Source organism: Acinetobacter sp. KAM396, from assembly GCF_021602765.1.
GTDB classification, from domain to species: domain Bacteria; phylum Pseudomonadota; class Gammaproteobacteria; order Pseudomonadales; family Moraxellaceae; genus Acinetobacter; species Acinetobacter towneri_A.
Window position 1 is genome coordinate 175731 of sequence record NZ_BPPH01000001.1, and the last position, 26871, is coordinate 202601.

Here is a 26871-nt window from a genome sequence, read left to right on the forward strand (position 1 = left end):
AACAACAGCAGTCAGACATTTGCTGACTGCTGTGGATTTTATCGCATGCCTACGATTTTTTTAGAATCAAAAGATAACCCGAAAATTAAACACTTACGTGGTTTAATTGAACAAAATAACTATCGCAAAAAACAGGGACAAACGGTACTCGAAGGTACACATTTGTGTTTGGCATGGTTACATGAAAATAAAAAAATCAATTCGATTTTTACCACTGAATATGCACTGAGTCATCCTGACTATGAACGCATTTTGGCTAAATACTTAGGCGTGGTCTTTGTCATTGGCGAATCTTTATATAAAGATTTAAGCACTTTAGGCACTTCCCTTGCCTGTTTAGCCATTGTCGACGTGCCAAGTTCAAGCCAAGCTTTAGACTTTAAAGCAGACACGCTGATTTTAGAAAATGTGCAAGATCCAGGTAATGTCGGCACCTTATTGCGCTCTGCAGCAGCAGCAGGTATTGAACAAATTATTTGTACCAAAGGTTCTGCCTCGCTTTGGTCACCACGGGTATTACGTGCAGGCATGGGTGCACATTTTAGCTTGCATACCTTTGAAAATATTGATCTTGAGGATGTCTTGGCACAATTCCAGATCCCTGTATATGTGACCAGTTCACACCGTGCAGAAAGCCTCTATTCCAAAAATCTGCGCAAAGCTTGCGTCTGGATTCTAGGCAATGAAGGTCAAGGTGTGTCCGACTATGCCTTACAGCATGCAGAAGCGGTAAGTATTCCACAACCGGGTGGACAGGAATCTTTGAATGTGGCAATTGCAGGTTCTATCTGTTTCTTTGAAATGGTACGCCAGCGTCTGTAAATGGTTAATTTATTTTAAAAAGACTAGCCCTGCAAAAAAAATAGATTAGACTGAAAATAATAACTTGCAATGTCAACCAAACCATTGTTTTTAACGTTATAGAAATATGATGTTAAAAATAATGGTGGGTATCCAATGACAGGATTTTCCATCTCTATGGATTTAAACCCGAAGTCGTCACATTCGGAAAATTTGAGTGCTGTTAAGAGTACGGCTGAGCAACGTCTGAAGAATTTCATGCAAGACGTAACGGGGCGTGCCTTAGTAATGATGGAAAGTGCAACGCAAGGACAGCACGGCATAGCAATGGATTTGGTGCAAGAAGCCTTTATTTCCTTGCATAAATCTTATGCCGACAAAGCCACAGATGAGTGGTATCCCCTGTTTTACACCATTTTAAATAACAAATTACAAGATTGGCGTCGTAAAGAAGCTCGCCGCGCACAACCCTTTTCATTATTTAAAAAAGTCAGTTTAGATGATGATGATGTTGAACAACTCGATATTGTCGATGAGCAAGCACTCAATCCTGCAGAATTTTTAGATCAAGCTGTGACTGTAGAAGAAATTCAGGCAGCAATTGCGGGGCTTCCAGTGCGGCAACAACAAGCTTTTATGTTACGTGCTTGGGAAGGTTTTGATACGCAAACCACCGCGCAAATTATGAACTGCACTGAAGGCAGTGTAAAAACGCATTATCACCGTGCTATTCAAGCTTTACGCAACAGTTTGGCACATATGAATCCGTATCTGGGAGGATCATCAGAATGAAACAAGATGATTTCTTAAAACAAGTGACATCCAAACTTGATGGATTGGCTCGCCAACATCAAGACAAAGCCGCGGTCATGAACCATGTCTTGGACAATATTCAAAACAAGAAAACATCACGCTATGGGCTTTGGAAAATGTCAGGTTTTGCATTGGCTGCGGCAATTGCAGGTTTTGTGGTCTTGCCAAATTCAATGGAAATGACCACGCAGCCGCAGAATCAGGCAGTGTCTGTTCCTAAACTTTCTCCACAAATGGTGGAAGATTTAGAAATGTTAATGGTGTTGGGTGAGGACAAAGTTCCACATGGCAGCTAAACGAATTGTAATTGCGTGTTGTGCGCTCAGTTTTTTACAAACCAGTTTTGCAGGGTTTGAGCGTTTTTGGATTTTTTCCAAAGATGCAGATACGCAAATTTCAGAAACTTGGGAAACCCTTTCTGAAGAAGAACAATTGGCATTAATTAAGCGCTATCAAAACTTAAAAGAAATTCCTGCTGAGAAAAGCGTGGCTTTACAGCAGCGGATGGATTGGTTTACTCAATTGCCTGATAGCGAAAAACAAAAAATGCGTGAAACTTGGCAAAAAATGAGTACACAGGAACGTCGTGAATTAGGACAACGCTTGCAACGAGCAACACCTGAAGAACGCCCCTTGATTCGTCAGGAATACATTCTTAAATATCAGCAGCCTGCAATGAGTCACTAATTTTTATCTCTTCATGGATAATCTAGAAAGTGCTTGAAGTCACCAATAACAAAAGCCTCATCTGTTTTACACGATGAGGCTTTTGAAATAACGACTCGGTAAATTATGATTTTCTTGGACGTTGACGATAAAATGCCAATCCGAGTAAACCCAATACCCCCCAGAAACCTAAGCTTCCTCCGCCACCACCACTAGCTTCATAATTGGTATTTTTCGCAGTGTTTTCTAAAGTAATGGTCGCTTCAGGCGATAATTCCAGTTCATGGTCGAAAATCGTGTATTTCAGCTCATAATCAAATGGGCTAAAGCTATTTCGTACTTGAACCTGAATATTGCCACCATAACAAATTTCACGTGCATAATCCCCAGGACAAGCCGCTTGACGATCTGCTGTAAGCACCACACCTGAAGGCACTTGCGTAAAACGAATTGCCAGTTCTTGTCCTGTACTATCTTTATAGAATGCAGGCTTATTGGTATTTTCTTTCAGAGTGCTGATAGAACCATCGCCTGCATCGCTATCATTCGATAATGGATTAAAACTCACTTTGAGGTCTGTGCCATATTCAAGTCGTACACGATCATCTTTTGCAATTGGGGCAATATTGCTAAATTTACCTTCAAGCAAGCCCGAAGAATGCAAATTGCTGTCTAATTTTGACCTAATGGTGTATTTGCAATACGCTGAATCGGTTGCTTCTGTGACTTTATCATTCAATCGATACATCACAATCCGTTGCAACTGTGCATCCCATTCACATTTTAATAGTGGGTCTTGGGTCAATTTATCTGTGCTAAATGTTGTACCTGAACCCGAAATTGCACCAATCCCCAATGCTTCAGTGCTAATGCTAAAGTTGTCAGAATTAAGCTGTCTTAACTGAACAAATTTCCCATCTGCAGTTGGTTCATCTTGCTTTAATGCCATCGCAAATGGATCAACATAAATGGCACGATATTGCTGCTTGGCTTTAGTATTGGCCAACAAATCTTGCATCGTTTTCAAATCAGCACGCGATTGAGAAACGACCGAAGACGCTGCGTCTTTACTTTGGTCTATCGCAGACTGAATACGGTCAATTTGTTGCTGATAATTAGCAAATAAACTTTCATAAGAGACATTACGCAAGCTTTGAATATCGGCTGCGTTTAAACGCATCACTTCTACCGAGCCAATTTCACAGGTATTTTTTGCATCAGGATTTAAAGTTAAAGTTGCATTACTCACTCGCGCCAAACCACGTTGTTCATAATCACTACAACCCATGCTGTTTACATCAATCAAATCTTGTGCAGGGTCTGAACCCAGTTTTGGATAATACAACGGCAGGAATAAATTATAAGCAGATGGTTCTTGCAACGGCTGCAAAACTTGATCAAAGCTAAGCCCTGTCAAATCCAAATTTTTGGCTCCGTCATAAGAATTATTTGCTGTTTCAGGTAAATCACACTGCCCTTGCTCTGTCGCTGATCCCATTGCGAATAAGGCATTACGAATCGAGTTGATGTTGCGCGCCTGCTCTAAGCTCGCAGGGAATGCATAACGACAAGATTTACCTTGGTTAAAGGCCAAGATATTAAAAGCGAGGACAATGCTTGGATAATTGTCATAAAACAAAGTACTCCATGCTTTATTTTCAACAATGGTATTACTTTGCAAATACACCTGTGACAAAGTGCTAAGGGAATGATTTGCCGTATTGCTCAAGTTAAAGATATGACCTTTACTTGCATCAGCTTGGTTTTGTGCAATCGTACTGGCGGTCAACTCAAGATCAGGTTGACCACAAAGATCAAAAGTACTAAGACTATTTGCAGCACCGTTTTTTACAATACTACTGCGGTCAATTTTCACCATAGAGCGTGTATTGACCAAGTTGGCACTACAATCCATTGCTAACACACTGCCTACTTTGGCTTGGTTCGCATGGATATAAGCATTTTCTAAATTGACTTGACGCTCCGCTTGATGAGCAACAACATAAATTGCGCCACCTTGTTCTGCATGTGAATTTTGAATCTCGACATTGTTCGCAGCCAATGGGCCTGCCACAAATAATGCGCCACCTTTGCCTGCATCTGCAGAGTTCGCATTACCACCGCCATTGGCATTCCCATTTTTTAGGATGACATCGTATAGTGCTACGCTGGCTTGGGTATCTGAAGTATTGATAATGCGGCTATTACCCTGTGCATTAATACTGGTTTTTAACGGTGCAATTGAAGGATAACGATGCGTAATTGGATCTACCTGGTTATAGTCAACCGCTGTCGCCCCATAAATACGCACCATAGATTGCGGGCGTAATTCTGAGTTTAAGATATATTCCCCAGCCTGCAACTGAATCATATCTGTTACACCACGGTTGGTATTGCCTGCGCTACAACCACCAAACGCAATATTCTGCTTGGCCGCAACCAAAGCTTCACGTAATGAACATTTGCTTAAGTCTTCACCATTTTGATCTTCAAAGGTCGTCACCTGAATTATCGGATTATCTGCTGCCATGAGCGACATTGCAGACATCACCATTATCCCTAATAGTGTTTTTTTATTATTTTTCATATTCATCCTTTATGCTTTTCTACGGCGTAAACCCAACAAGCCCAATAACGCCATTAATCCATAAGCCCCCCATGCACCGCCAGAAACATTTATTTTATCGCTTTCCATACGATTTTCATGTTCTTGAATAACTTGGACTTTCACCTCCATATAAGGTGTCGTGCTGTTAAAACGTGTAGTGCTGGTGACTAATTTAATTTTAAAGACATCTGCACCATGCCAAGCAGAATCTGGGGTATATACCAAATTACCCAGCTCATCTACAGTCAATTTTCCTTTAGAGCGTGTATCAAGTTGCTCAATTTGCACACAGCCTGCTTGCCATGCTTGGCCTGTCGGATTATTTGGATAAACTTGATCACAAAACTCTTTAGGCACCAAATCACTATCACCCAACAAATCACCCACCGACATCTTAGCAATTTGACCTGCCAAAATATTTTGACCAATGAGGCTCATAGTTTCAGGAACCACCACCTCAATTGCCCCACGATCACATAAGGTAATATCTGACTGACGGTTTTTACCGCGTTGATCTGAAGCAGTACAACCTACCACTTTATGATCCGCCAGTTGTAATTGCCCACGGTTTAACACCACAGAATCTTTCAGGCTGTGTAACTGAGCAATACACGTGGGCGCATGAAGCCTAAGAATGAGTTTTCAGGAACTTGATATGGACAAAACAATGCCGTTTTATCTTGACTGAGGGTTTGGCATGCACCTTCAAGCAGATTACCAGCAAGTACCGAATTTGCAGTCCATACAGTATTTGGATAGTTGCTATCGCCTGCTCCACAGCCTGCACCGACTAAATTATTTTGTAATCTTGTTGCATCTGAACCTGCTTGCACACAGTTCGCTGCAGTACTCACACTGACAGGATGCGGATTGCCTAAAATCACACTATTCGCAATATAGGCTTTACCTAGAGGTGCATTGAGATACACACCACGACTGTTACCAATCAAGCTAATGTTATTGACACCAATATCATCCAACACATTCATGACATAGCCTTCATTTGCAGTAAAAGTACTGCTCACGATCATATTCCCCATGCTAGGAAAGGCTTTGATTTCTTCCTCTGCCAAACTTGTTGCAGAATAGAGATTGGCTGAAGTGGTCGATGTAGTCTTGTTACCTTTAAATACTGAAGTTGTAATCACAAAGCGCGGAAATTGCGTATAAATGACGCCACCTTCCTGCGCTTGGTTGGCTTCAAGCAAGCTATTTTTGATCTCAATAAAACCTGCAGGAATCTTTTCGCCAGTCACTTGTGCAGGGTTATAAATTGCCCCACCTTGATTGGCTAGCCCCTTACTCAATTTTACATAATCTAAAATTAAATGTTCGTTATTATAAATCAGACCACCTTGTTGCTGACGACAGCGTTCCTCACCGCAACCCTGTAAAGTTAATTCTTTTAAAGAAACTTTTAAGAAACGATCCTTGCTGTCTTCAATGTGGAAAATTCGCTCATTACCGCGCATCTGAATCGTGGCGTTATTTAAACCTGGAGCAGTTTTATCATTCAGACTACTGTCATAGGTTGTTTTAATTTCAAGGTTTTCTGTAATTTTAATTTGAGTATCAATTTGATAGACGGCTTTCTTTTCTAATAAAATCACACTTGAGGCATTTTTGCCGCCACAGCCCAAATAGCCTTCTTCAGGCATGCCTAAATTAATATACTCGATGGCTTCACGCAAAGAACATTGTTGATCATCTGCTTTGGTGTCAGAAGTGGTGGTGACAATGATATTACTACTATATGCATGACCTGCGATAAACAGCATACCAATGCCAATGCTCTGCTTGAGCATAAGCGAACTCCTTGTAATTTTCTTTGTTTTTTTTCTTCTTTAGTTGCAAATTCCCTGCAACTTCGAATTATTTTCCGTGTAATTTGGCATAACTTGCTCAAATTCTCAAGCAATTTTAATCTTTACCGATATTCGTCAATTAAAGCATAAATCTGACGCAGGTTTGCGCCACTTAATTTCGTTTTCTCTCCTTTAAGTAATTGCACCAACTGCTCAAGGCTTTGCAGCAAAATCGAGGTCTGCTGTGGACCGTGCAACAATAAATAATCGATAATTTGCGGATCGATAATAATACCGCGACGCTCTAACACGGAACTCACTAAAGCTTGTCGATCTGCATACAAACTGCCTGAAGGCACTTTGACACTCACTGCCTGCGTCAAACGTGATTGTAAATCGGGCAATTCGAGCTTTAATTCAATGGGTGCAAAACGTGATGAAAACACCAGCTGACCGCCAACTTCATTGCTGTAATTGATTAAATGAAACACCGCACGTTGCCAATGTGGTACACCACTAATCGCCTCAATATCATCTAACGCGACCAAATCATAACGATCTAAAGAGGTAATCGCTTCAGTGGGGGCATCCAATAATTCAAGTAAAGATACTTTAATGGCAGATTTGCCAATTTCTAAATAGGAATCGCAAATCGCGGACAATAAATGACTTTTGCCTGTGCCCGCACCACCATAGACATAAAAGCGATTAACCAATCCTGCATGAAGCTGTCGAACTGCATCAATCACATGCCCCCAACCTGGCCCAGAAAAATCACTGATCCGTGCATCTAATTGAGGCTCGATATCTAACTGCAGTTGGCGCATAGAATTGTAATCACCTAGTAGTTTTGCTGATCTGAAGGTTTTATCTTACTTGAGTTTTCAGTCTGTTGCTGTGAATTTGCGGACGGAGGATCAAGCTCAATATCAATATGAACTTGTGCTGTATCAATACTGATGTCACCCGACATTGCATCTTCAGACACCACCACAGGCTGTCCATACAAGTAGCTTTTTTCGTAATAATCACGCAAATGACGCAGCAACACCACAATCACCGCAGCCACAGGTAAAGCAATCAACATACCCATGAATCCAGCCAGTTGTGCACCCGCTAAAACTGCAAACACCACTGCGACTGGAGAAAGTCCGATTTTATCACCCAATAAAAATGGCTGTAGAATATAGCCTTCCACTGCCTGTCCAATCATAAAGACCACGAGGACTAAAACCAATTGCATCCAGTCAATGCCAAATTGTAAGAAAGTGGCAATGATTGCTGCAACAATCCCTACAGCAAAACCTAAATACGGAATAATACTGGCAAGTCCGGCAATCATTCCAATAATTAAGCCGACTTCTAAACCAATCAGTTGCAATCCAGTCGCATAAACCACGCCCAACAAGATCATCACCAAAAACTGACCTTTAACGAAAGCACCTAGAACACTGTGACATTCTTGTACCACAGCCAAAGTACTTTGCTCATAAGGACGCGGAATTAAGCGACGTAGACTGTCCAGCATACGCTGCCAGTCGAGTAGGAAATAGAAAGCAATAATTGGAATGAGCACGACCGTTCCCCCAATCTGGATAAAATTCAGTCCAGACTGTGCAACACGCAAGGCCATTGCTTGAATGCTATCAGCACTATAATTGGTCTGCACATAATCCATGACAATACTGCTCATGTGCGTAGTATCAATTTCCATTTCCTCAATATTGAAAGTAGCCGATGCCCATGGCAAAAAGGTAGAATTTATCCAATTAATACCAACAGGAATGCTGTCACGTGCAATAATCAACTGTTTCCAAACCAAAGGAATGATGTACCAAACAGCCAAGGTCAGCATGATGCCAATCCCAATAAAAACTAAACTGATTGACAGCCAACGTGGCAAACCGACTTTGCAAAATTGTTCAACCAATGGGCTAAATAAATAAGCCATGAAAAATGCAACGACAAAAGGAATGACAACTGGTTTTAATAAGTACAGCACCCAAAGGAGCAGAACTATCCCAGACAGGATAAAAATGCGACGTAAGGTACGATCGACCATAGAAATTCGCCTTTTTTCAGTTTATTCGTTATAGAAGTTAAAATATTTGAATAAAGATAGCATTTTAGCGCATAAATAACATAAGAGTTTCGTATATTCAGGTATAATCGCCCCGCGAATGCGGAGACTTCATTATGAGCAACTCAACTTCTAACCCAACCACTGGTTTAAGCTATAAAGATGCTGGTGTCGATATTGAAGCGGGCGACGCGTTAGTCGATCGTATCAAATCTGTCGCTAAGCGCACCACTCGTCCTGAAGTGATGGGGGGATTAGGCGGCTTTGGCGCACTTTGTAAAATTCCGAAAGGTTATGAAGAACCTGTGCTCGTATCTGGCACAGACGGTGTAGGAACTAAATTACGTTTAGCATTAAACTTAAACCGCCATGACACGATTGGTCAAGATTTGGTGGCAATGTGTGTCAATGACTTGCTGGTGTGCGGTGCTGAACCTCTATTCTTCTTAGACTACTATGCAACAGGTCACTTAAATGTAGACGTTGCAGCCAATGTTGTTTCAGGAATTGGTAAAGGCTGTGAGCTTGCAGGCTGTGCACTTGTTGGTGGTGAAACTGCAGAAATGCCAGGCATGTATGAAGGTGAAGATTACGATCTTGCAGGCTTCTGTGTGGGCGTGGTTGAGCAAAGCAAAATAATTGATGGTTCTAAAGTAAAAGCTGGCGACGTTCTAATTGGTGTAGCATCTTCAGGTGCACACTCAAATGGTTACTCTTTACTTCGTAAAATTTTAGACGTAAAAAATGTTGATTTAACTCAACTGGTTGATGGTCGTCCACTGGCTGACGTTGCCATGGAACCAACTCGCATTTATGTCAAATCGATGCTTGAACTGTGCAAACAAGTTGATGTACATGCTATGGCGCACATTACAGGTGGCGGTTTACCAGGTAACTTACCACGTGTATTGCCAAATGGTGCGCAAGCAGTGATTGACGAATCATCTTGGGAATGGCCAGAACTGTTCAAATTATTACAACGTGAAGGCGGTGTAGAACAGTTTGAAATGTATCGTACCTTTAACTGTGGTGTTGGTATGGTTGTCGCTGTCGATGCCACCGATGCAGACAAAACAGTTGAACTTCTCAACAGCCTTGGCGAAAAAGCGTGGGTGATGGGTCATATTCAAGATCACGCCGAATCTGTTGAAGGCGCAGATGAAAAAATTCGCGTAATTTTTGCGTGATTTGACTCACATGATCAAAATAGCTGTCCTTGTTTCCGGCAGCGGAAGTAACTTACAAGCCCTGATAGATGCCAATCTTACAGGGCAAATTGTTGGAGTTATTTCCAATAAGCCTGATGCCTATGCTTTACTACGCGCTCAACAAGCAGGGATTCAAACTGCCGTGATTGAGCACAAACACTATCCGAGTCGTGAATTATTTGATGATGTCATGCATCAACAATTACTTGATTGGGATGTTGATTTGGTCGTGCTTGCGGGCTTTATGCGTATTTTAAGTGCCCAATTTGTGCAAGCTTGGGAAGGTAAAATGCTCAACATTCATCCTTCACTCTTGCCGCATTATAAAGGCATGCGTACTCATCAACGTGTACTCAATACTGGCGATATCTTACATGGCTGTACGGTGCATTATGTTAGTGCTGAATTAGACGCAGGTCAGGCACTTGCACAAGGTGTGTTGCAAGTAAATATCCATGATGATGCCGAAAGCTTGGCTAATCGTGTGCATGTGTTAGAGCATTTAATTTACCCGCAAGTGGTTGAATGGATTTGTAACGGAACGATTCAGCACACTGCACAAGGCGTGAAGTACCGCCAGCAACTGATGCAACAACCTGTGCAGTTTTGCCATTTTTAAATACTGTTTAGTATGTCGCTTTTGATATATACGAAAAAACGCCTGTTAATCAGGCGTTTTTATGGTCTGTCCATTGGTTCAGACTGAATCAAAAGGAAGTAGTTTTGCTCTGCTGTGCTTTAATTAAGTCTTTAATTAACTGCACCGTAGCTTCAGGTTTTTCTAAAGGGAACATATGCCCACCTTCAACCACTTGATAAGCTATATTAAATTTCTTGGCGGTTATTTGTGGGAAACCTGCTTTTAGAAACGGCCCTTGTTTTGCAATTATCAATTCTGTCGGCACTTGCAGTTTTGCTTGCGGCAACCACCAAAGCGAGGGATTGGTTCTAAAAATATTTACTTCGTCCATTTTTGGAATCGTCAATTGTACTCCGCCTCGAACATAGTCATCTGTCAAAGCATGCTCAATATAAGCCTGAAAACAATCGGCATCGAAATCTTGATAAAAACCTTTCGGACGCAATAAATCAGCAGCTTGCTCACGACTTTCCCAATGATCACGACGACGCAAAGACAAAGACGCAGGCGACAGTTGATCTACTGCTTTAAGCTTAAACATTTTAGCAAAATGTAAAAACACCGATGCTTTGCCCATAATTAAAGGTGGATCAAGCATGATCACTTGTTCAAATAATTCAGGGCGTTGTAAAGAGGCTTGAAACGACAACACTGCACCTAAAGAATGCCCCAACGCAATCACTTTACGTCCCTGAGCTTGACGTACAACACTGTCAATCACTTGTTGGGTTAAGCTTTGCCAATGATTATCAATCGGATAACGCTTATCTGGCCCCAACAAAGGGACATAAATCACATCGTAGTCATCTTTAAGTAAATCAAACAGTTTTTGATAAACCTTCGATGGCACGCCATTGGCATGCGCAAAATGAATCAGTGGTTTCATTGTAATTTCGCGTTTTGCTCAGTCTGAATATGTTGAGATAAAGAAGTGGCAAAGCCCTCTCCCACTGCTGCACCCATACGACCCAACACAGAGTCTAAAGGACTGTGTTCAATGGTATAGTTCACTGTTTTATCTAGGTTTAAATCACGCTTCAGGCTATTTAAACTGCCAATCTTATCGGCAATGCCTAAAGTCACGGCTTGCTCACCTGTCCAGAACAGACCTGAGAAAATCGCAGGATCTTGTGATTTCAGTTTCGCACCACGTCCATCTTTCACCGCTTGAATAAAGTGACCATGCACATTATCCAATACAGCTTGTACATGTTTTTTCTGTTCAGGATCAACAGGTTGCGTCATCGACAATAAAGCTTTATTTTCTCCAGAGGTCATGGTGCGATCTTCTACACCCATCTTCTGCATTAAACCGCTCAGACCGTAATTTGGCATAATTACGCCAATCGAACCCACCAAACTTGATGGATTGACAATAATTTCATCTGCAGCTGAAGCAATGTAATACGCACCAGAAGCGCCAGTATCGCCAATCACGGCATAAAGTTTTTTACCTTGATGCTGTTTTTTCAGATATTGAATTTCTTGCCAGATTTCATCGGACTGTACAGGTGAACCACCTGGAGAATTAATATTTAGCACCACCGCCTGACTGTTGCTGTTTTCATAGGCTTTTTTCAGTGACTTGATGGTGTCATTACTATTCACACTTTGCTTATCAGATGCAATTGTGCCAACAATATCCACCACCGCGATATGTGGACTCGCTGCCGATGGATTCGTGGTCGTGGTACTGCACCCTTTGCCCATTATCACCAACAGTAAAAATATATAAGCAAAAGTTAAAAACTTAAAGAAAATTCCCCAACGACGTGCACGACGTTGTTCTTCAACTGAAGCCAAAACAGCTTTTTCTAATAGTTTCCACTCATTGCCTGTGGGCTGCTGTGCTTGTGGAGATATTTGTTGTGATTCATTTTGTGGTTTTGGTGGCCAATCGGACATGAAACAATCCAAAAAATAGTAAATTTGCTCCATTATATACACGGAATTGGCAAAAACTGTCTAAAGCCTGTATTTTCTCCTATAATATTTTACATCTTTATCCTTTCTATCAATTGATGCTGTCGTTATGACCGAACCTGCACCGACAACGGCTTTATCGCGCCTGCTTGATTTTGTCAGTCGACAACCTTTAACAGTTGCGCGTTTTTTTGCAAAATCCTTGGCTTTTTTGGTCAATACACTGCGTTTGAGTAAAACCTCTCAAACCATTCAACTCAATCTACAAATTGCGCTTCCTGAGCTGAACTCACAACAACGCGAACAGATTACCCAGCAAGCAATTCGTAACGAACTGACCTCTTATTTTGAGTTTTTTCATATTTGGGGATCAAGCAATCAAAAAAATATTCAAAGAATCCATCAGGTACATGGTTTAGAACTATTACAAGATGCACTGGCTGCACAAAAGGGTTTGGTCTTAATTGTGCCGCATTTTGGCACTTGGGAAATTATGAATGCGTGGATCGCTCAATATACGCAAATGACCATCATGTATAAACCTGTCAAAAACCCTGCGGCAGATGATTTTGTGCGCCAAGCACGTAGCCGTGAACAGGCACATTTAGTCCCAACAGATGAATCTGGGGTACGTCAAATTTTTAAAGCACTCAAACAAGGCGGAACCACTGTCATTTTGCCAGACCATACCCCAAATATAGGTGGTGAGATGATTCCTTTTTTTGGTATTCCGTTGGAATCGAGTAATTTAAGCGCCAAATTGATTCAGAAAACTAAAGCAAAAGCTTTGTTCTTATATGCGTTAAGAAATGCAGATCAAGGCTTTGATATGTATATCGAAGCGATAGATGAGCACATTTATCAGTGTGATGCCAATGCAGGGACAGCTATTATTCACCGTGCAATTGAAGATTTGATCCGTCGTTATCCTACACATTATCACTGGAGTTATAAGCGCTACAAAGCCCATCCAGATTTACGCGGGGTCTATCATAAACCTATACAAGAAGCTTTGGCCGATGTGCAGGCTATACGCACTCAAGTACAGCACCAAGCTAGCGCTGCAGCCACAACTTCTGCTGCCGATACGGCTGTATAAGCATACGCTGTTGTGCATCTACAGAAAAACGTATGCTGCCCTGTTGTATGGTGTTGATGAACGGAATATTGAGCGCAGCCAAGCGTTGCTGAACTAAAGGACTAGGATGTCCATAACGATTATCAAAACCCGCAGATGCCACGGCTAATTTAGGTTTAAAATGTGCTAAAAAATCGTAGGCAGAGCTGTGCTTACTCCCATGATGCCCCAAAATTAACACATCCACTTTTAAATCAAGGTATTCCTGTAATAACTGATATTCAGTTGCCCAGCCTGTATCGCCCATCACTAAAAAATGCTGATAAGGCTGTGCGGATGGCACTGAAATATACAGCACACATGACAACTCATTTTGTTGCTGTGCGGCATAAGGTAATTGACTAAATTTGGGAGACAAAACCTGTATCTTTACCTGATGCGGTAAAGACCACCGCTGCCCTTGCTGACACAAATTAAATTTTGTATTTGCAGTCACATCTACAACCTGATTGGCAAAGACATGCTGAATCTTGATTTCATTTTGAAGATAAGGAAGAGCACCGCTATGGTCTTGGTCTAAATGGCTTAAAACCACCTGATCCAGTTGCTTGACACCATGCACTGCTAAAAACGGACGTAAAATTTGCTGTCCAATACTAAACTTACTTTCATCATAAGATCCACCCACATCAATCATCATGTTGTAATGACCTGAGCGTAAAAACAGCGCTTGCCCCTGCCCTACATCTAGTACGGTCAATTCAAATGGTTGCCGTTGGCTATCGACTATAATCAGTGGAATAAAACACAAGATTGCCCAAGCTTTAGGCAATACCGCTTGTGGTAAAAACAGCATAAATAAGCCTAGACAGAGACAGACATATACCGCTATAGACATCGACAAAGTGTGTAGCCTTGGCGCAAAAATCGTTTCCATTCCCTGAAAAATCAAGCTTAATAAAGCCACGAGCAGATCATTTAACTGGAACAGCACCGATGCCAAAGGTTCAAAAATAAAAAAGAAAATTCCTGCCAAAATATCTAAAGGCACAATCAGCATACCAATCAATGGAATTGCGATAATATTAATAAGCGGTGCAATCCACGCCACTTCTTTAAAAAACACAATCACCAAAGGAAATAAGGCAATAAAAATTTTCCATTGTGATTCAATTAAAATTTTGCTGGCATGTTTTAGTTGCTGCCAAAGATTCAGGTCTATGCGAGGTTGCTCACTCAGGCTTTGATAAATACGCAGCAGAATAAAACATGCACCGTATGACAACCAAAAAGCAGCAGACAGCACACTTAAAGGATCAAACCATAGCAATAATGCAGCACTATAAATAAGTAAGGCAAAACCTTGAAGCTTCTGCTTCATCACCAGCATCGCTGTAACGAGACTGCACATGAGCAAGGTTCTTAAGGCAGGAATTTCAAAACCAACAAAGGCGGTATACAGCAATACACAACTTAAAAATGGCAACATGAGCAAATATTGTTTAGGCATCCACAAATACCAATGCGGACGATAACACCGAATAAGCTGATGCAACGCCCAACAGAGCATGCCTGCAAAAATCAGCACATGCGGTCCTGAAATTGCCAATAAGTGACTAATTCCAAAACGCTGAAATTGCGCTTCGATTTCTGCATCTAATAAGCTTTTATCTCCTGTAAGAAGTGCAAGAATGAGACCTGGGTGCTGCAAAGGTTGCTGATGAATAAACAAACGAATTTGATAACGCTGCTGTTCAATCCATAAACGAAATTTTGCCCATAACGTTTGTTGTGCACGCCAATGTTGTGTAAAGCCCATGGCATAGATTTGTTCTGGCGGAATGAGCTGAACCTGCTCCACCCGAAAACCACTCATGATATTTTGTTGTAAATACCATCGCTCTACATCAAATGCCCCTGCGGTGGCATAACTATGTGCTGGGCGAATTTTTCCACTTAATTTGTAATAGTATCCAAGTTCTAAATTTTGCCCATGATCTACTTGGGTCTGAGCTAAAGTCGCTAACCAGGTCACTGTTTGAGGATGTCGGCTTAACACCTCGATCTTTTGTGAAATGCCGTTGTCATTCAGTTGATTTAACTCTCTGACATAAACTACAACTTCGGTAAATTCAGGATTTAGCTCGCGCCATTGTAAACGCTGCTGCATCTGAGTATCGGCATAGATCAAGCCGAGAGCATAACTCAAAACCCCTGCTACACCAACATTCAAACATTTCCAATAAATTGAAGATAAGCGAACTTGCAACAAATACTGCGCGATGACACAGCATAGAATCAGTAAAACCATTGCACTGGGCATGGCAGTCAGAAGATGTATTGGAAAAGAAGAAGAACGTATTCCGACACAGGCGATTCCAATCACCCAAGTCAATCCCATCAATTGCAGCATGAATATTAGACTTATTATTTTTATTAACATGCATCATAAAGCCCACCGAAGTGGGCTTCAACAAAACAATCTTATTCAAGCAATTTATTGTAAACGCTATCACTTTTGAATGCGTTTACCAGCTATGCTGCTCTTAAGTATCTACCCAAATACCATCTTGCATGTGCAAAATTGTATCGGCAGATTTTGCCAGCTCCTCATCATGGGTCACAATCAGCATTGCCATGTTAAATTCACTGCGTAATTCACGCAGCAATTCAAAAATTTTAACTGCAGTTTTACGGTCCAAGTTTCCAGTGGGTTCATCGGCAAGCATAAGTGCGGGTTTCGCCACCAATGCACGTGCCAATGCGACACGCTGACGTTCCCCCCCAGAAAGCTCACCGGGTTTATGGGTTAAACGATGCGATAAACCGACACGCTCAAGCAGATACTCTGCTTGTGCCTTCACCTCTTTATAATTTGTACCCGCACGTAACATTAACGGCATCGCGACATTTTCAAGCGCACTAAACTCAGGTAATAAATGGTGAAACTGATAAACAAAACCGAGGTATTGATTACGCAAATAACCACGCTCAGCTTCGCCTAAATTGTCAAAACGCTGCCCATTTAAAAATACTTCACCTGTACTTGGGCGGTCTAGGCCACCCAAAACATGCAACAAGGTACTTTTACCCGAACCACTTGCTCCAACAATCGACACAAACTGTCCTTGCTGAACTTTTAAATCTAAACCACGAATCACTTCAACAGTGGTTTTGCCATCGGTAAAGTGTTTAGAAACTTGCTTGGCTTCCAGAACAATATTACTCATAACGCAACGCCTCTGCTGGTTGAATTTTCGCGGCACGTAACGCAGGATAAATCGTCGCCAAGAAACTTAAAATTAACGACAAACTTACAATCACCACCACATCCTGCCATCTTAAATAGGAAGGTAAGTAGTTGATAAAGTAGGCATCAAATAAATTTAGCCCTAATGCATTGTTCAGCCATGCAATAAAACTACTAATACTAGACGCAAAAATAATCCCCAAGATCGCACCTGAAACTGTGCCAATAACCCCAATGACCGTACCTTGCACCATAAAAATTTTGGTTATCGTACTTGGTGATGCGCCCAAGGTTCTTAAAATCGCAATATCCGATTTTTTATCAGTCACGACCATCACTAAAGACGACACAATATTAAATGCAGCCACCAAAACAATCAGGAATAACAATAGGCTTACCATGGCCTTTTCCATTTGAATGGCGCTAAACAAGTTGCCGTGAGTATACGTCCAGTCTGAAGCATAAAAGTTAGCAGGTAACTCTTGCACAATATCTCGAGATACTTGTGGTGCAGCAAAAATATCATCCAGTTTTAGACGTACACCTTGCGCACCATCGGGTAAACGCAGCAAAGTCGAAGCATCATTCAGGGCGATATAACCCATCATTGAATCAACTTCTGCACCAATACTAAAAATACCAACTACTTTAAAGCGTTTAAAACGTGGTACAACTCCTGCAGGTGACGGCGTCGCTTCAGGTAAAACCAAGGTGATGCTGTCATTTAAGCCCAAGCCTAGGGCATCGGTCATTTGTTTACCCAAAACAATACCAAATTCACCCTTTTTCAGGTTATCGATACTGCCTGCAACCATATGGTTTTGAATGATGGATACTTTCTTTTCGTATTCGGGTTCAATTCCCGTGACCATAATGCCCGACACTTGCCCTTGTGCGGTCAACATGCCTTGCAATTGCGTGAATGGCGCAGCACCAACAACATGCTTATGCTGCTCAACTTTCGTTGCAAGTTCTGGCCAATTTGTTAAAATTTGCGTTGATGAAACAGTGGCTTGAGGTATCATACCTAAGACACGATTTTTTAACTCACGATCAAAACCATTCATCACCGAAAGTACGGTAATGAGGACGGCAACACCTAAAGTTAGACCGATCATCGAAACTAAGGCAATAAAAGAAATAAAGTGGTTACTGCGCCGAGCGCGCGTATATCTCAACCCTATATATAGCGAGATTGGTTTAAACATACCATCAAAGTCCGAGGTAATACATTATGGAAAATTTACAGCATCAAAGCGTCGCGTCTGATCGTCGAGTCCTGTCACGAATTGATGCTGCCCTGAGAATCAATTACCAGATCATTTCTGAAGATGTTGCGTTAAATGACCCTTACGATGCTAATTTTGTTTTACCGCGTTATTTTCTACTACTCGCAGAATTAGATCAATTTGATCATGCATTAAACTACGAATTAGAACAATTAACTGAAAAAGATCAACAAATTGCACGAATCTTATCCTTATTCAACCAAAAATTAAACCTTATTACAGGGTCTTTATACGATACAATTGTACAAAGCATGTTACCTGTACCTGAACAGATCAATTTTTCAGAAAGCGGTTTAAGTTTTTATAGTGAACGTGAATTAAACACTGGAAGTTATATTCATGTCACGCTCAGCCATCCTGAAAACTTTTTCCACATAGCCGCAACGGCGCAAGTGGTTTACAGCCGTGAAGAAGAAAATGGTCAGTATCGTACCGGGGCGTATTTTATTACTTTATACCCTCAGGACCGCGTCAAGCTTGCTGAAGTTGTTGCTTTACAACAAACGCAATCTAAATAAAATTCATCATTTCTGCATCTTCGCGTATACAAAATTAGGTGGATGACACCATCTTTGCCAATCTTTAAGATGGTGTTTTAATTTTCCGTGCTAATGCCCGACTCGCTTTAAGATCACGATAAAAATACAGCACCAAGCCTGACAATAAAATCAAAGCGCCCAAAAAAACCATAACCGACAAAGCTTCTTGATTGAGTAGCGCACCAATTAACAAGGCAATCATTGGCGTCATAACGGTGGTTAAAGATAAAGTGGTCGCCTGAATATTCTGTACCAATTTAAAATAACAAAACATCGCAATCAAAGAAGCCATGATCACGGTATAAAGCAAAGCTACAATAGATTTAAGACTTGGCAAGCTAGTCGGTATAAATGGCCAAATAAAGGGCACAATACATAAAGCCGCAATGGTCGATACCAAGATGGAACCTGTTGCCTGTGCTACAGGTTCAACCTGCGCATTGATTTTTTTCACCCAAAAAATTGATACAGTGTAGGTCAGTACACTAAACAACATTAAAACAATACCCAGAGGGTGCACATGCTGTGTTTCGCCACCAAAGCAGATAATACCAAGCCCTAAAATGGACACTGTCATCCCAATCCATTGAATACGTGCCAAATGCAACTGAAACACAAACCGACCAATCAACCCCGCCATAATAGGTGTTAGACCAAACATCAGGGCAATAATACCTGAACTTAAATAAGCGGTGGCAAGGTAGGTGAAAATTTGCGAACCAATCAGACTAAACGAGCCTGCCAGATAACTATGCCACGCTTGTAGATGATGTGGAAATTTCACTTTTAACAGCAGCAGTAAAATAACCGCTAAAGGCAAAGCAATGAAAAAACGCAGCACCAAAGCCCAAAGCATGTGTAAATCTGACACGCTCCAAACAATTGCTAAAGGCGTCGTTGCCCAAATGAAAACCAATAAGGCATAAGTCATCATAATATTGGTTTTAGAAGGCATACAGGACTCGTATTAAGCGGTTTTACGTTTTTGCTTTTGAATGGTTTGGTCTAAACTACTTGAAAATTCGCGTTTATCACGTTCTGAAATAGGCGCTGGCCCGCCTGTTTGAACACCTGCGCCACGCAACGTATCCATAAAATCACGCAAATGCAGGCGCGCTTTCACATTGGCAACGGTATAAATTTCACCCCGTGGATGAATTGCAATTCCACCCTTTTCAATCACTTGTGCCGCCAATGGAATATCCTGCGTGATCACAATATCGTGTTCCTTCATGCGATCTACAATTTCCTGATCGGCAGCATCAGCACCATGCATAACTTGAATAGAGTTAATCCGTACCGAAGGCGTAATCCCGACCGATTGATTGGCAACAAAAGTGACTTCAAGCTGGTAACGATCTGAAGCACGTAAAATGACTTCTCTTAGAATTTTAGGCAATGCATCTGCATCAACCCAAAGTTTAAATGGCAGCACTGTGCAACCCTGATAATAATATGCGACTAGTGTATCAAACTCATTAAATTGCACTAGCTTTAAAATGCTCAGAATTGCATGTTAAAGTGTAGCTAAATGGATTTTGTTACTGCTGCATAGCTATGCACAACCTTTGCAAATGCAGTTGCAAAACATGAAATTTTAGCCAAAGACTTGAAAAATCGAAATAACCCTCGATCTAAGAGTAAACAAAAGAACCTAACATCTCAAAGTGCTTATGAACAATCAAAATAGACCAGAAATCATCCGCATTGAAGATCAGAACTTCGGCAGCCATGTTGAACATTGGAATTTACTCACGGATGAACCCTGCACCGAAGTTCCAAAATGGTTAGGGCTGGCTCTAGATGCACCAATTATGCCAATGGGTTTATGCCGTCATGAAGCAGAAATGGATCAAAGCACGTGGCTAATTCAAGGCCCAAGCCAACAATCGATTCAATTGATGCAAGTCATTGCGGTTGAAAATAACAAACCACAAGCTGTAAAAACTGCCTTCCCTTGCTTTGAAAGCCCTTACAAAGTTGAAGCTAAAATTGAACGTATCATTAGTTGCAAATCTAATACTCAAGCGGTACTTCGACTCAATTTAGGTAACAATAGCATTGTCTATGCTTTTGATAGTTTATACAGTGTTAACCATCAACAATACCTAAAAGATCAAAGCTATTGGGTGCACTTAAACGCCTGGGCATATGAACTAGAGGCTGTTGCTGAAGGTGAACAATTAGTAGTTGATGATCCTGCTTCGATTAAACATCACCGTGCGCTGAATGATATTTTAGCGGCAAATGATGGGATCGCTCCTGCCAATCTGCAAGAACAAATTGATGCATGGCAACCTAAGTCTGAAGATGATAAAGCACCTGTAACGGTGGATTTTTCTAAAATGGTCGCATATTTATATGGCGAAAATATCGGTCAAGAAGATGAAGCATGGTTTCAAGGCAATGTTGTTGGTAAAAGCAGTTTTGAATTCATGAATCAAACCTATACTGTTTATGATGTCACACTAATTCATGATGAAAATCAGCCTGCAATTTTAATTCGTCTTGCAACTAAAAATCCTGCGCATCAAAACTTCGAAATTGGACAATACATTCGTGGCAATATTTGGGTTCAAGCCAACATTCATAATATAAAACAGTAGGTTATTAAAAATAAATCTTAAAAATGCTTTCTAAAGAATAACCTTATATTTACTTCCTCTCATCCTAGCCTTCTCCCTCGGGAGAAGGAACTGTCAATACTTATTTCACTGATGGCTTATGATTATTTTTTGATTTATGAAAAAGTGCTATTGATAGTGTGAATATATTGATGCTTATTTAAGCATTTTAAATTCAAAAAAATACAGTTATCCACAGTTTTAAATTTATTATAAATTCAAAATCAGCCATATTTTAAATCGAATATGTGGGTAAGTTTTTTAAAAACCAAAACATATCAGCCAAACACCGTAGATAATCTGAAAGCTTTGAATGGTGCAGATTTTGAAAATCAGCATAGATGTAATTTATTATTGGTAGATATTATATTTAAAATAAAATTAGTACTTTATTTAATCAATTTTTTATGCTAAAAATATAGCCGTATTTAAATATTTAACGATAAATAGATCGGAAAATAATATCTATGAAAATCGTGCAAGAAGAAAACTTACAGCATGTTGAACATCAACTTGAGCAACGCTTTCAGCTCGACCCGATGTCTTGTCTATTTTTTGCATTAGGCATGCTGCTCTCCGCCTACGGCTTACACTTTTTTGTGTTCTAACCTTTACTCACTCACAAGCCACTATAATATCTTACCTATTTCTAAAAAAACCCAGCTAATACAGCTGGGTTTTTGCTTTCACCACTTTCTATTAACCATGACGTTTTGCAAAGTCATCCATAAAGTTAACCAAAGCTTGTACGCCTTCTAATGGCACTGCATTATAAATACTTGCGCGCATACCACCTACAGAACGGTGACCTGCCAGGTTCAACAAACGGTTGTCTTCAGCTTCTTGCAAGAATTGTTTTTCTAGTGCGGCATCAGCCAAAGTAAACGGAACGTTCATAATTGAACGGTTTGCGCTATAAATTGGATTCGCGTAGAAATCGCTTGAATCGATATAACCGTATAACAGTTTCGCTTTTTCTAGGTTAGCTTGATGAATCGCATCTACTCCACCGTTTTGCAATAGCCACTCAAATACTAAACCAGATAAATACCATGCATAAGTTGCAGGTGTATTCACCATTGATCCGTTTTTCGCCTGTGCTGAATATTCCAAAATGCTCGGAGTTTCAGGCTTGGCTTGATCAAGTAAATCTTCGCGTACAATCACGATGGTTAAGCCTGCTGGGCCAATATTTTTTTGCGCACCTGCATAAATTAGACCAAATTTAGAGATATCTAAAGGTGCAGATAAAATGCTTGATGAGAAATCACATACTAACGGCTTGTCCGTTTCAGGAATATTGGCAAACTGTAAACCACCAATGGTTTCATTATCTGCATAATGCACATAGGCAGCATCGCTCGATAAGTTCCATTGGCTTTGTTCGCTAATGGCATGCTTACCTTCAATCTGAATGCCTGCTTCAACGACATGAATATCGCCATAGCGCTGCGCTTCTTTTAAAGCTTTTTCAGACCAAATACCCGTATGGATATAATCTGCCTTATTATTTTTACCCAACAAATTCAATGGAATTGCAGAAAATTGTAGCGATGCACCACCTTGCAAGAACAATACTTTGTAGTTCTCAGGAATATTCATTAAAGTGCGTAAATCTGCTTCTGCCTTTTCTGCAACTGCCACATAGTCTTTGCTACGATGGCTCATTTCCATAATGGAAAGTCCCTTGCCATGCCAATCTAGCATTTCAGCTTGGGCTTTTTCTAAAACGGCTGTAGGTAATGCAGCAGGACCAGCACAGAAATTGTACGCGCGCATGATTTTTCCTTATCTATGTGAAACACAATAAAATGATGGCATTTAACCACATCTTGCCCTGACTTGCATAAAATTATTTCAATGCCAAGTGGCAGATGCAGTCATAAAATCAATCTTAATCAATTTTCGCACAATGTACATTTTGACATCAGCTATGCACAATAAATTTATTTACTCACCAAAGACCTGAATATTTAAATTCCGAATTTTAGGTTGATTCTTTGCGGTTAGCGCATTTATTCCCTCATCAAAACTGACATCGTATTGCACCAAGTTTTTAGGATAGGCAATTTCATAGCTGACTTTGTATTGCTGACTGTGATTGGCTTGCTGCTCAATTTTCTTGATCATTAAGGTGCGGGAACCCTCTGTATCTTTAGGAATGGCACTAGTGAATTTTTTCATGACCCGTTGATTCTCCTGAAAATACTGTTGTAACTCAGGTTCTAAATGTGACAAAAATTGCTCGTATTGCCCCTTTTGTAGGTCGGTATATGCTGAGAATGCAACCTGTTGTTGTGCTTCTGTCGGTTCAGGCACATTGTCTTGTACCTGACCACAGCCTGCTAAACTTAAAATTGTAGCGCATATTACACATCGTATTTTCATCGTCATGTTTATTTCCATTTATGCGGCATAAGAAGAAGGACGCCGAAGCGTCCTTAATTCATGCAATGCGAGCATCTTGCGCTCACACTTTAGTCAGTTGAGTTTTGATCATCTAAAGCAGCTTCAGTTAGATTGTTTTCTACTGGAGCATCTTCCGCTTGCACATCAGCAGCTGCAGGAGTTTCTGAAGATTCTGCATTGAGCGCCTCGTCCAGTAAATCATCCTCTTCTTCCACAGCTTCAATCGCCTCTACGCCCACCAATGTTTCGTTTTCACCTAAGCGGATTAAACGCACACCTTGTGCATTACGACCTGTTTGTGCCACTTCAGAAGCGCGAGTACGCACTAATGTACCGCCATCAGAAATCAGCATCAGCTCTTTGCTTTCATCAATCGCAACTGCACCCACCAATTCACCATTACGTTCAGAGGTCTTAATGGCAATCACGCCTTTACCGCCACGTTTTTTGGTTGGGAAGTCATCTACAGGTGTACGCTTACCATAACCATTCGCCGAAGCACACAAAACTTCGCCTGTTTCTGGTACTACAACTAGCGATACAATACGACTGATGAGTGCTGAATCTGAATTATCTTCATCATCGCTATCTACTTCTGCATCTTCGACATCTTCAACTTGCGCTGAACCAAAGCTAACACGCATACCACGTACACCTTTTGCCGCACGGCCCATTGAACGTACATCGGTTTCAGCAAAACGAATGGCTTTACCCTCATTAGAGAACAACATAATTTGCTGTTCGCCATCGGTAATTGCAACACCAATTAAGGTATCGTCTTCATTTAATTCAATGGCACGTAAACCATTCGAACGCACGTTACTGAATTGTTCCAATTCAACACGTTTCACTGTACCCGATGCCGTTGCCATAAAGACATAGAAGTTTTTACGCAAGGCTTCTGCTTGTGATGCAAATTCTGCAATGATTTCATCATCTAAATCGGTTGCAGAAAGCTCTACACCCAATTGTTTCAATTGCACACGTAATGCGTCAGATAAATCATCTCCATCTGCTAATTCAGCAAATGCTGCTTCTAATTCTGCATAATGTGCAGCAATGATTGCGTTGGTTTGTAGATGTGCCGCATTGGCTTTCACAAAACTACGGAAATCGGCCAGACGCTCTTTGAATTTCTTCGGTGCATCAATTACTGGCAGAATCGCGGTAATGGTTTCATTGGCATCTAATGGCAACAGGTTGACCATTGGACGGCCTTTCGAACCACGTGAAGCTTGTGGCACTTCAAATACTTTCAGGCGATAGACCTTACCGACATCGGTAAAGCACAGTACGGTCGCGTGGTTCGAGGTGACAATCAGATGCTGGATATAATCATCTTCTTTCATGCTTGTGGCAGACTTACCACGACCACCACGGCGCTGAGCCTGATAATCGGACAATGGCTGAGTCTTGGCATAACCGGATTGTGAAACGGTTAACACCACCTGCTCTTCAGGAATTAAATCTTCACGCGAGAAATCAATACGCGATTCAACAATTTCAGTGCGACGTGCATCGCCATATTGCTGCAATACCAGCGCCAGCTCTTCACGAATCACCGCCATCAATAAATTAAAGTCATTTAAAATAGCGGTGTATTCAGCGATTTGCGCCAGAATTTCAGAATATTCTGCATGTAACTTGTCTTGTTCCAGACCGGTTAAGCGGTGTAAACGCAGTTCCAGAATCGCACCGACCTGCGCTGGAGAAAGACGGTAAACATCTCCACCTAAACCAAATGGACGGCTTAAATCTTCACCTTCAATTTCATCTGGGCGAATAGACACGGAACCAGCTTTTTCTAATAATGCGACTACACCGCCTGCTGCCCATTCGCCTACCTGTAAACGCTCACGCGCTTCGGCTGGGTTGGCAGAAGATTTAATGGTTTCGATGATGGCATCAATATTGGCCAATGCGACGGTTAAGCCTTCTAAAATGTGCCCACGTTCACGTGCTTTACGCAACTCGAACATGGTACGGCGGGTCACCACTTCTTGGCGGTGACGAATAAATGCCGCAATAATATCTTTCAGGTTCATCAATTTTGGCTGACCATTGTCTAGGCAAACCATGTTGATGCTGAATGAGTTTTCTAATTGTGTATTCAAGAATAGGTTATTCACAATCACTTCAGCGTTTTCACCACGCTTCAGATCAATTGCAATACGCATCCCTTCTTTATCAGACTCATCACGTAGTTCTGAAATACCTTCGAGTTTCTTCTCTTTTACCAGTTCAGCAATACGCTCAATGGTTTTGGCTTTATTGACCTGATAAGGGATTTCAGTAAAGACGATGGTGGTACGACCAGACTTTTGATCTTCTTCAAAATGATACTTACCACGAATATGCAAACGGCCTTTGCCTGTACGGTAAGCATCGACAATGCCTGATTTACCGTAGATGATGCCACCTGTAGGGAAGTCTGGACCAGTAATATGTTCCATTAGCCCTTCAATTGAAATATTTGGGTTGTCTGCATAAGCCAAACATGCATGCACCACTTCAGTCATGTTATGCGGTGCCATATTGGTCGCCATACCCACCGCAATACCTGCAGCACCATTGACCAATAGGTTTGGAATACGAGTTGGCATTACTTGAGGAATACGCTCAGAGCCGTCGTAGTTATCTTCCCAATCGACGGTGTCCTTTTCTAAATCGGCCAACAATTCGTGGGTAAGTTTGCGCATACGGACTTCGGTATAACGCATAGCTGCAGCACTATCGCCATCAATCGAACCGAAGTTACCCTGACCATCGACCAATTGATAACGCAAACTGAAATCTTGCGCCATGCGAACAATCGTTTCGTAAACTGCATAATCACCATGTGGGTGATATTTACCGATAACGTCACCGACTACACGGGCAGACTTTTTGTAAGCTTTGTTGTAGTCATTGCCCAATTCGTGCATTGCGAATAGCACACGACGATGCACAGGTTTTAGACCATCTCGTACATCTGGCAGCGCACGTGATACAATCACACTCATCGCATAGTCTAAATACGAGTGCTTGAGTTCATCCTCAATGGCAATCGGTCTAATTTCCGATACGCTCATGCATACTCCTTATTCTGCAAACAAATTTTGCTTGCATTTTATATGTCGTAAAACTTGCAAATGATTA

Annotated in this window: 25 protein-coding genes; 10 read left to right on the forward strand and 15 right to left on the reverse strand. The window is 41.2% G+C overall.

Annotation, left to right across the window (positions count from 1 at the left end):
- Positions 1-45 precede the first annotated feature (45 nt).
- The 4 genes from L6C30_RS00950 (at position 46) to L6C30_RS00965 (ending at position 2301) form a co-directional block, all read left to right on the forward strand.
- Positions 46-822, forward strand: coding sequence for an RNA methyltransferase (locus L6C30_RS00950; RefSeq protein ID WP_236162186.1), 777 nt, complete (start codon positions 46-48; stop codon positions 820-822).
- A gap of 156 nt (positions 823-978) precedes the next feature.
- Positions 979-1593 (forward strand): RNA polymerase sigma factor, encoded by a 615-nt coding sequence (locus L6C30_RS00955; protein WP_236162309.1) that lies wholly within the window; start codon positions 979-981, stop codon positions 1591-1593.
- Complete coding sequence (locus tag L6C30_RS00960) at positions 1590-1910, forward strand: hypothetical protein (RefSeq protein ID WP_236162185.1); 321 nt, start codon at positions 1590-1592, stop codon at positions 1908-1910. Before L6C30_RS00955 ends, L6C30_RS00960 begins: the two co-directional genes overlap by 4 nt.
- Entirely contained in the window at positions 1900-2301 is a 402-nt protein-coding gene (locus tag L6C30_RS00965) for a DUF3106 domain-containing protein (protein ID WP_236162184.1), read from the forward strand. The genes L6C30_RS00960 and L6C30_RS00965 overlap by 11 nt, the downstream gene beginning before the upstream one ends.
- A gap of 103 nt (positions 2302-2404) precedes the next feature.
- Here the strand turns inward: L6C30_RS00965 and L6C30_RS00970 are convergent, their stop codons facing one another.
- The 5 genes from L6C30_RS00970 to cxpE form a co-directional block, all read right to left on the reverse strand.
- Entirely contained in the window at positions 2405-4867 is a 2463-nt protein-coding gene (locus L6C30_RS00970; protein WP_236162183.1) for a CSLREA domain-containing protein, read from the reverse strand.
- Between the two features lie 9 nt (positions 4868-4876).
- Positions 4877-5464 (reverse strand): hypothetical protein, encoded by a 588-nt coding sequence (locus tag L6C30_RS00975; protein WP_236162182.1) that lies wholly within the window; start codon positions 5462-5464, stop codon positions 4877-4879.
- 11 nt (positions 5465-5475) lie between these two features.
- Positions 5476-6693 (reverse strand): rhombotarget A, encoded by a 1218-nt coding sequence (gene rbtA / locus L6C30_RS00980; protein ID WP_236162181.1) that lies wholly within the window; start codon positions 6691-6693, stop codon positions 5476-5478.
- 122 nt (positions 6694-6815) lie between these two features.
- Entirely contained in the window at positions 6816-7520 is a 705-nt protein-coding gene (gene hda / locus L6C30_RS00985; RefSeq protein WP_004971812.1) for a DnaA regulatory inactivator Hda, read from the reverse strand.
- A 14-nt stretch (positions 7521-7534) separates the two neighbouring features.
- Positions 7535-8755 (reverse strand): chloramphenicol efflux transporter CxpE, encoded by a 1221-nt coding sequence (gene cxpE, locus L6C30_RS00990; protein WP_236162180.1) that lies wholly within the window; start codon positions 8753-8755, stop codon positions 7535-7537.
- A gap of 134 nt (positions 8756-8889) precedes the next feature.
- Between cxpE and purM the strand changes: the two genes are divergently transcribed.
- Together purM and purN are read left to right on the forward strand one after the other, a co-directional pair.
- Complete coding sequence (gene purM / locus L6C30_RS00995) at positions 8890-9960, forward strand: phosphoribosylformylglycinamidine cyclo-ligase (RefSeq protein WP_236162179.1); 1071 nt, start codon at positions 8890-8892, stop codon at positions 9958-9960.
- A gap of 10 nt (positions 9961-9970) precedes the next feature.
- A complete protein-coding gene (gene purN / locus L6C30_RS01000; RefSeq protein ID WP_019837938.1) occupies positions 9971-10600 on the forward strand; it encodes a phosphoribosylglycinamide formyltransferase in 630 nt (209 codons plus the stop codon).
- A gap of 88 nt (positions 10601-10688) precedes the next feature.
- On the opposite strand, the gene L6C30_RS01005 is transcribed toward purN, so the two are convergent.
- Together L6C30_RS01005 and sppA are read right to left on the reverse strand one after the other, a co-directional pair.
- Positions 10689-11507 (reverse strand): alpha/beta fold hydrolase, encoded by an 819-nt coding sequence (locus L6C30_RS01005; protein WP_070154104.1) that lies wholly within the window; start codon positions 11505-11507, stop codon positions 10689-10691.
- Positions 11504-12526, reverse strand: coding sequence for a signal peptide peptidase SppA (gene sppA, locus L6C30_RS01010; protein ID WP_004971820.1), 1023 nt, complete (start codon positions 12524-12526; stop codon positions 11504-11506). The genes L6C30_RS01005 and sppA overlap by 4 nt, the downstream gene beginning before the upstream one ends.
- A gap of 127 nt (positions 12527-12653) precedes the next feature.
- Here sppA and L6C30_RS01015 point away from each other — a divergent pair, with 127 nt between their 5' ends.
- Positions 12654-13643 (forward strand): lysophospholipid acyltransferase family protein, encoded by a 990-nt coding sequence (locus tag L6C30_RS01015; protein ID WP_236162178.1) that lies wholly within the window; start codon positions 12654-12656, stop codon positions 13641-13643.
- Here the strand turns inward: L6C30_RS01015 and L6C30_RS01020 are convergent.
- The 3 genes from L6C30_RS01020 to L6C30_RS01030 form a co-directional block, all read right to left on the reverse strand.
- Positions 13600-16035: a DNA internalization-related competence protein ComEC/Rec2 gene (locus tag L6C30_RS01020; protein ID WP_236162177.1), complete on the reverse strand. Its 2436-nt coding sequence runs from the start codon at positions 16033-16035 to the stop codon at positions 13600-13602. The two genes, L6C30_RS01015 and L6C30_RS01020, sit on opposite strands and share 44 nt — an antisense overlap.
- Positions 16036-16168: 133 nt before the next feature.
- Positions 16169-16852 (reverse strand): lipoprotein-releasing ABC transporter ATP-binding protein LolD, encoded by a 684-nt coding sequence (gene lolD, locus L6C30_RS01025; RefSeq protein ID WP_019837944.1) that lies wholly within the window; start codon positions 16850-16852, stop codon positions 16169-16171.
- The gene (locus L6C30_RS01030) at positions 16845-18080 is read right to left on the reverse strand and encodes a lipoprotein-releasing ABC transporter permease subunit (RefSeq protein WP_070154100.1); all 1236 of its coding nucleotides are present in this window, start codon (positions 18078-18080) and stop codon (positions 16845-16847) included. Before L6C30_RS01030 ends, lolD begins: the two co-directional genes overlap by 8 nt.
- Positions 18081-18106: 26 nt before the next feature.
- Between L6C30_RS01030 and L6C30_RS01035 the strand changes: the two genes are divergently transcribed.
- Positions 18107-18679: a PilZ domain-containing protein gene (locus tag L6C30_RS01035; protein ID WP_070154098.1), complete on the forward strand. Its 573-nt coding sequence runs from the start codon at positions 18107-18109 to the stop codon at positions 18677-18679.
- 64 nt (positions 18680-18743) lie between these two features.
- Here the strand turns inward: L6C30_RS01035 and L6C30_RS01040 are convergent, their stop codons facing one another.
- Positions 18744-19655 (reverse strand): DMT family transporter, encoded by a 912-nt coding sequence (locus L6C30_RS01040; protein ID WP_070154096.1) that lies wholly within the window; start codon positions 19653-19655, stop codon positions 18744-18746.
- A 12-nt stretch (positions 19656-19667) separates the two neighbouring features.
- The gene (locus L6C30_RS01045; RefSeq protein WP_004971836.1) at positions 19668-20135 is read right to left on the reverse strand and encodes a YaiI/YqxD family protein; all 468 of its coding nucleotides are present in this window, start codon (positions 20133-20135) and stop codon (positions 19668-19670) included.
- Between the two features lie 238 nt (positions 20136-20373).
- On the opposite strand from L6C30_RS01045, the gene L6C30_RS01050 reads away from it, so the two are divergent.
- Complete coding sequence (locus L6C30_RS01050; RefSeq protein ID WP_070154094.1) at positions 20374-21306, forward strand: hypothetical protein; 933 nt, start codon at positions 20374-20376, stop codon at positions 21304-21306.
- A 485-nt stretch (positions 21307-21791) separates the two neighbouring features.
- Positions 21792-21932: a hypothetical protein gene (locus L6C30_RS01055; RefSeq protein ID WP_167562399.1), complete on the forward strand. Its 141-nt coding sequence runs from the start codon at positions 21792-21794 to the stop codon at positions 21930-21932.
- 91 nt (positions 21933-22023) lie between these two features.
- Here L6C30_RS01055 and serC read toward each other — a convergent pair whose 3' ends face one another.
- From serC to gyrA, 3 genes are all read right to left on the reverse strand, one after another.
- Positions 22024-23103 carry a 3-phosphoserine/phosphohydroxythreonine transaminase gene (gene serC, locus L6C30_RS01060; RefSeq protein ID WP_070154092.1) on the reverse strand — a complete coding sequence of 360 codons (1080 nt, stop codon included), beginning with the start codon at positions 23101-23103 and terminating at the stop codon, positions 22024-22026.
- A gap of 171 nt (positions 23104-23274) precedes the next feature.
- Positions 23275-23718: a DUF3887 domain-containing protein gene (locus tag L6C30_RS01065; protein ID WP_236162176.1), complete on the reverse strand. Its 444-nt coding sequence runs from the start codon at positions 23716-23718 to the stop codon at positions 23275-23277.
- An 83-nt stretch (positions 23719-23801) separates the two neighbouring features.
- On the reverse strand, positions 23802-26804 hold the full coding sequence (gyrA, locus tag L6C30_RS01070; protein ID WP_236162175.1) for a DNA gyrase subunit A: 3003 nt from the start codon (positions 26802-26804) through the stop codon (positions 23802-23804).
- Positions 26805-26871: the final 67 nt, after the last annotated feature.

Excerpts from the sequence above, each read along its gene's own strand:
- purM (WP_236162179.1), top strand. The coding sequence starts at position 8,890 with ATGAGCAACTCAACTTCTAACCCAACCACTGGTTTAAGCTATAAAGAT.
- L6C30_RS01020 (WP_236162177.1), bottom strand. The coding sequence starts at position 16,035 with ATGCTGCAATTGATGGGATTGACTTGGGTGATTGGAATCGCCTGTGTC.
- L6C30_RS01050 (WP_070154094.1), top strand. The coding sequence starts at position 20,374 with ATGAACAATCAAAATAGACCAGAAATCATCCGCATTGAAGATCAGAAC.
- L6C30_RS01035 (WP_070154098.1), top strand. The coding sequence starts at position 18,107 with ATGGAAAATTTACAGCATCAAAGCGTCGCGTCTGATCGTCGAGTCCTG.
- lolD (WP_019837944.1), bottom strand. The coding sequence starts at position 16,852 with ATGAGTAATATTGTTCTGGAAGCCAAGCAAGTTTCTAAACACTTTACC.
- serC (WP_070154092.1), bottom strand. The coding sequence starts at position 23,103 with ATGCGCGCGTACAATTTCTGTGCTGGTCCTGCTGCATTACCTACAGCC.
- hda (WP_004971812.1), bottom strand. The coding sequence starts at position 7,520 with ATGCGCCAACTGCAGTTAGATATCGAGCCTCAATTAGATGCACGGATC.
- sppA (WP_004971820.1), bottom strand. The coding sequence starts at position 12,526 with ATGTCCGATTGGCCACCAAAACCACAAAATGAATCACAACAAATATCT.
- L6C30_RS01015 (WP_236162178.1), top strand. The coding sequence starts at position 12,654 with ATGACCGAACCTGCACCGACAACGGCTTTATCGCGCCTGCTTGATTTT.
- L6C30_RS00970 (WP_236162183.1), bottom strand. The coding sequence starts at position 4,867 with ATGAAAAATAATAAAAAAACACTATTAGGGATAATGGTGATGTCTGCA.
- purN (WP_019837938.1), top strand. The coding sequence starts at position 9,971 with ATGATCAAAATAGCTGTCCTTGTTTCCGGCAGCGGAAGTAACTTACAA.
- L6C30_RS00950 (WP_236162186.1), top strand. The coding sequence starts at position 46 with ATGCCTACGATTTTTTTAGAATCAAAAGATAACCCGAAAATTAAACAC.
- gyrA (WP_236162175.1), bottom strand. The coding sequence starts at position 26,804 with ATGAGCGTATCGGAAATTAGACCGATTGCCATTGAGGATGAACTCAAG.
- L6C30_RS01055 (WP_167562399.1), top strand. The coding sequence starts at position 21,792 with ATGAAAATCGTGCAAGAAGAAAACTTACAGCATGTTGAACATCAACTT.
- L6C30_RS01005 (WP_070154104.1), bottom strand. The coding sequence starts at position 11,507 with ATGAAACCACTGATTCATTTTGCGCATGCCAATGGCGTGCCATCGAAG.
- L6C30_RS00955 (WP_236162309.1), top strand. The coding sequence starts at position 979 with ATGGATTTAAACCCGAAGTCGTCACATTCGGAAAATTTGAGTGCTGTT.
- L6C30_RS01030 (WP_070154100.1), bottom strand. The coding sequence starts at position 18,080 with ATGTTTAAACCAATCTCGCTATATATAGGGTTGAGATATACGCGCGCT.
- L6C30_RS00960 (WP_236162185.1), top strand. The coding sequence starts at position 1,590 with ATGAAACAAGATGATTTCTTAAAACAAGTGACATCCAAACTTGATGGA.
- L6C30_RS01040 (WP_070154096.1), bottom strand. The coding sequence starts at position 19,655 with ATGCCTTCTAAAACCAATATTATGATGACTTATGCCTTATTGGTTTTC.
- L6C30_RS01065 (WP_236162176.1), bottom strand. The coding sequence starts at position 23,718 with ATGACGATGAAAATACGATGTGTAATATGCGCTACAATTTTAAGTTTA.
- cxpE (WP_236162180.1), bottom strand. The coding sequence starts at position 8,755 with ATGGTCGATCGTACCTTACGTCGCATTTTTATCCTGTCTGGGATAGTT.
- L6C30_RS00965 (WP_236162184.1), top strand. The coding sequence starts at position 1,900 with ATGGCAGCTAAACGAATTGTAATTGCGTGTTGTGCGCTCAGTTTTTTA.
- rbtA (WP_236162181.1), bottom strand. The coding sequence starts at position 6,693 with ATGCTCAAGCAGAGCATTGGCATTGGTATGCTGTTTATCGCAGGTCAT.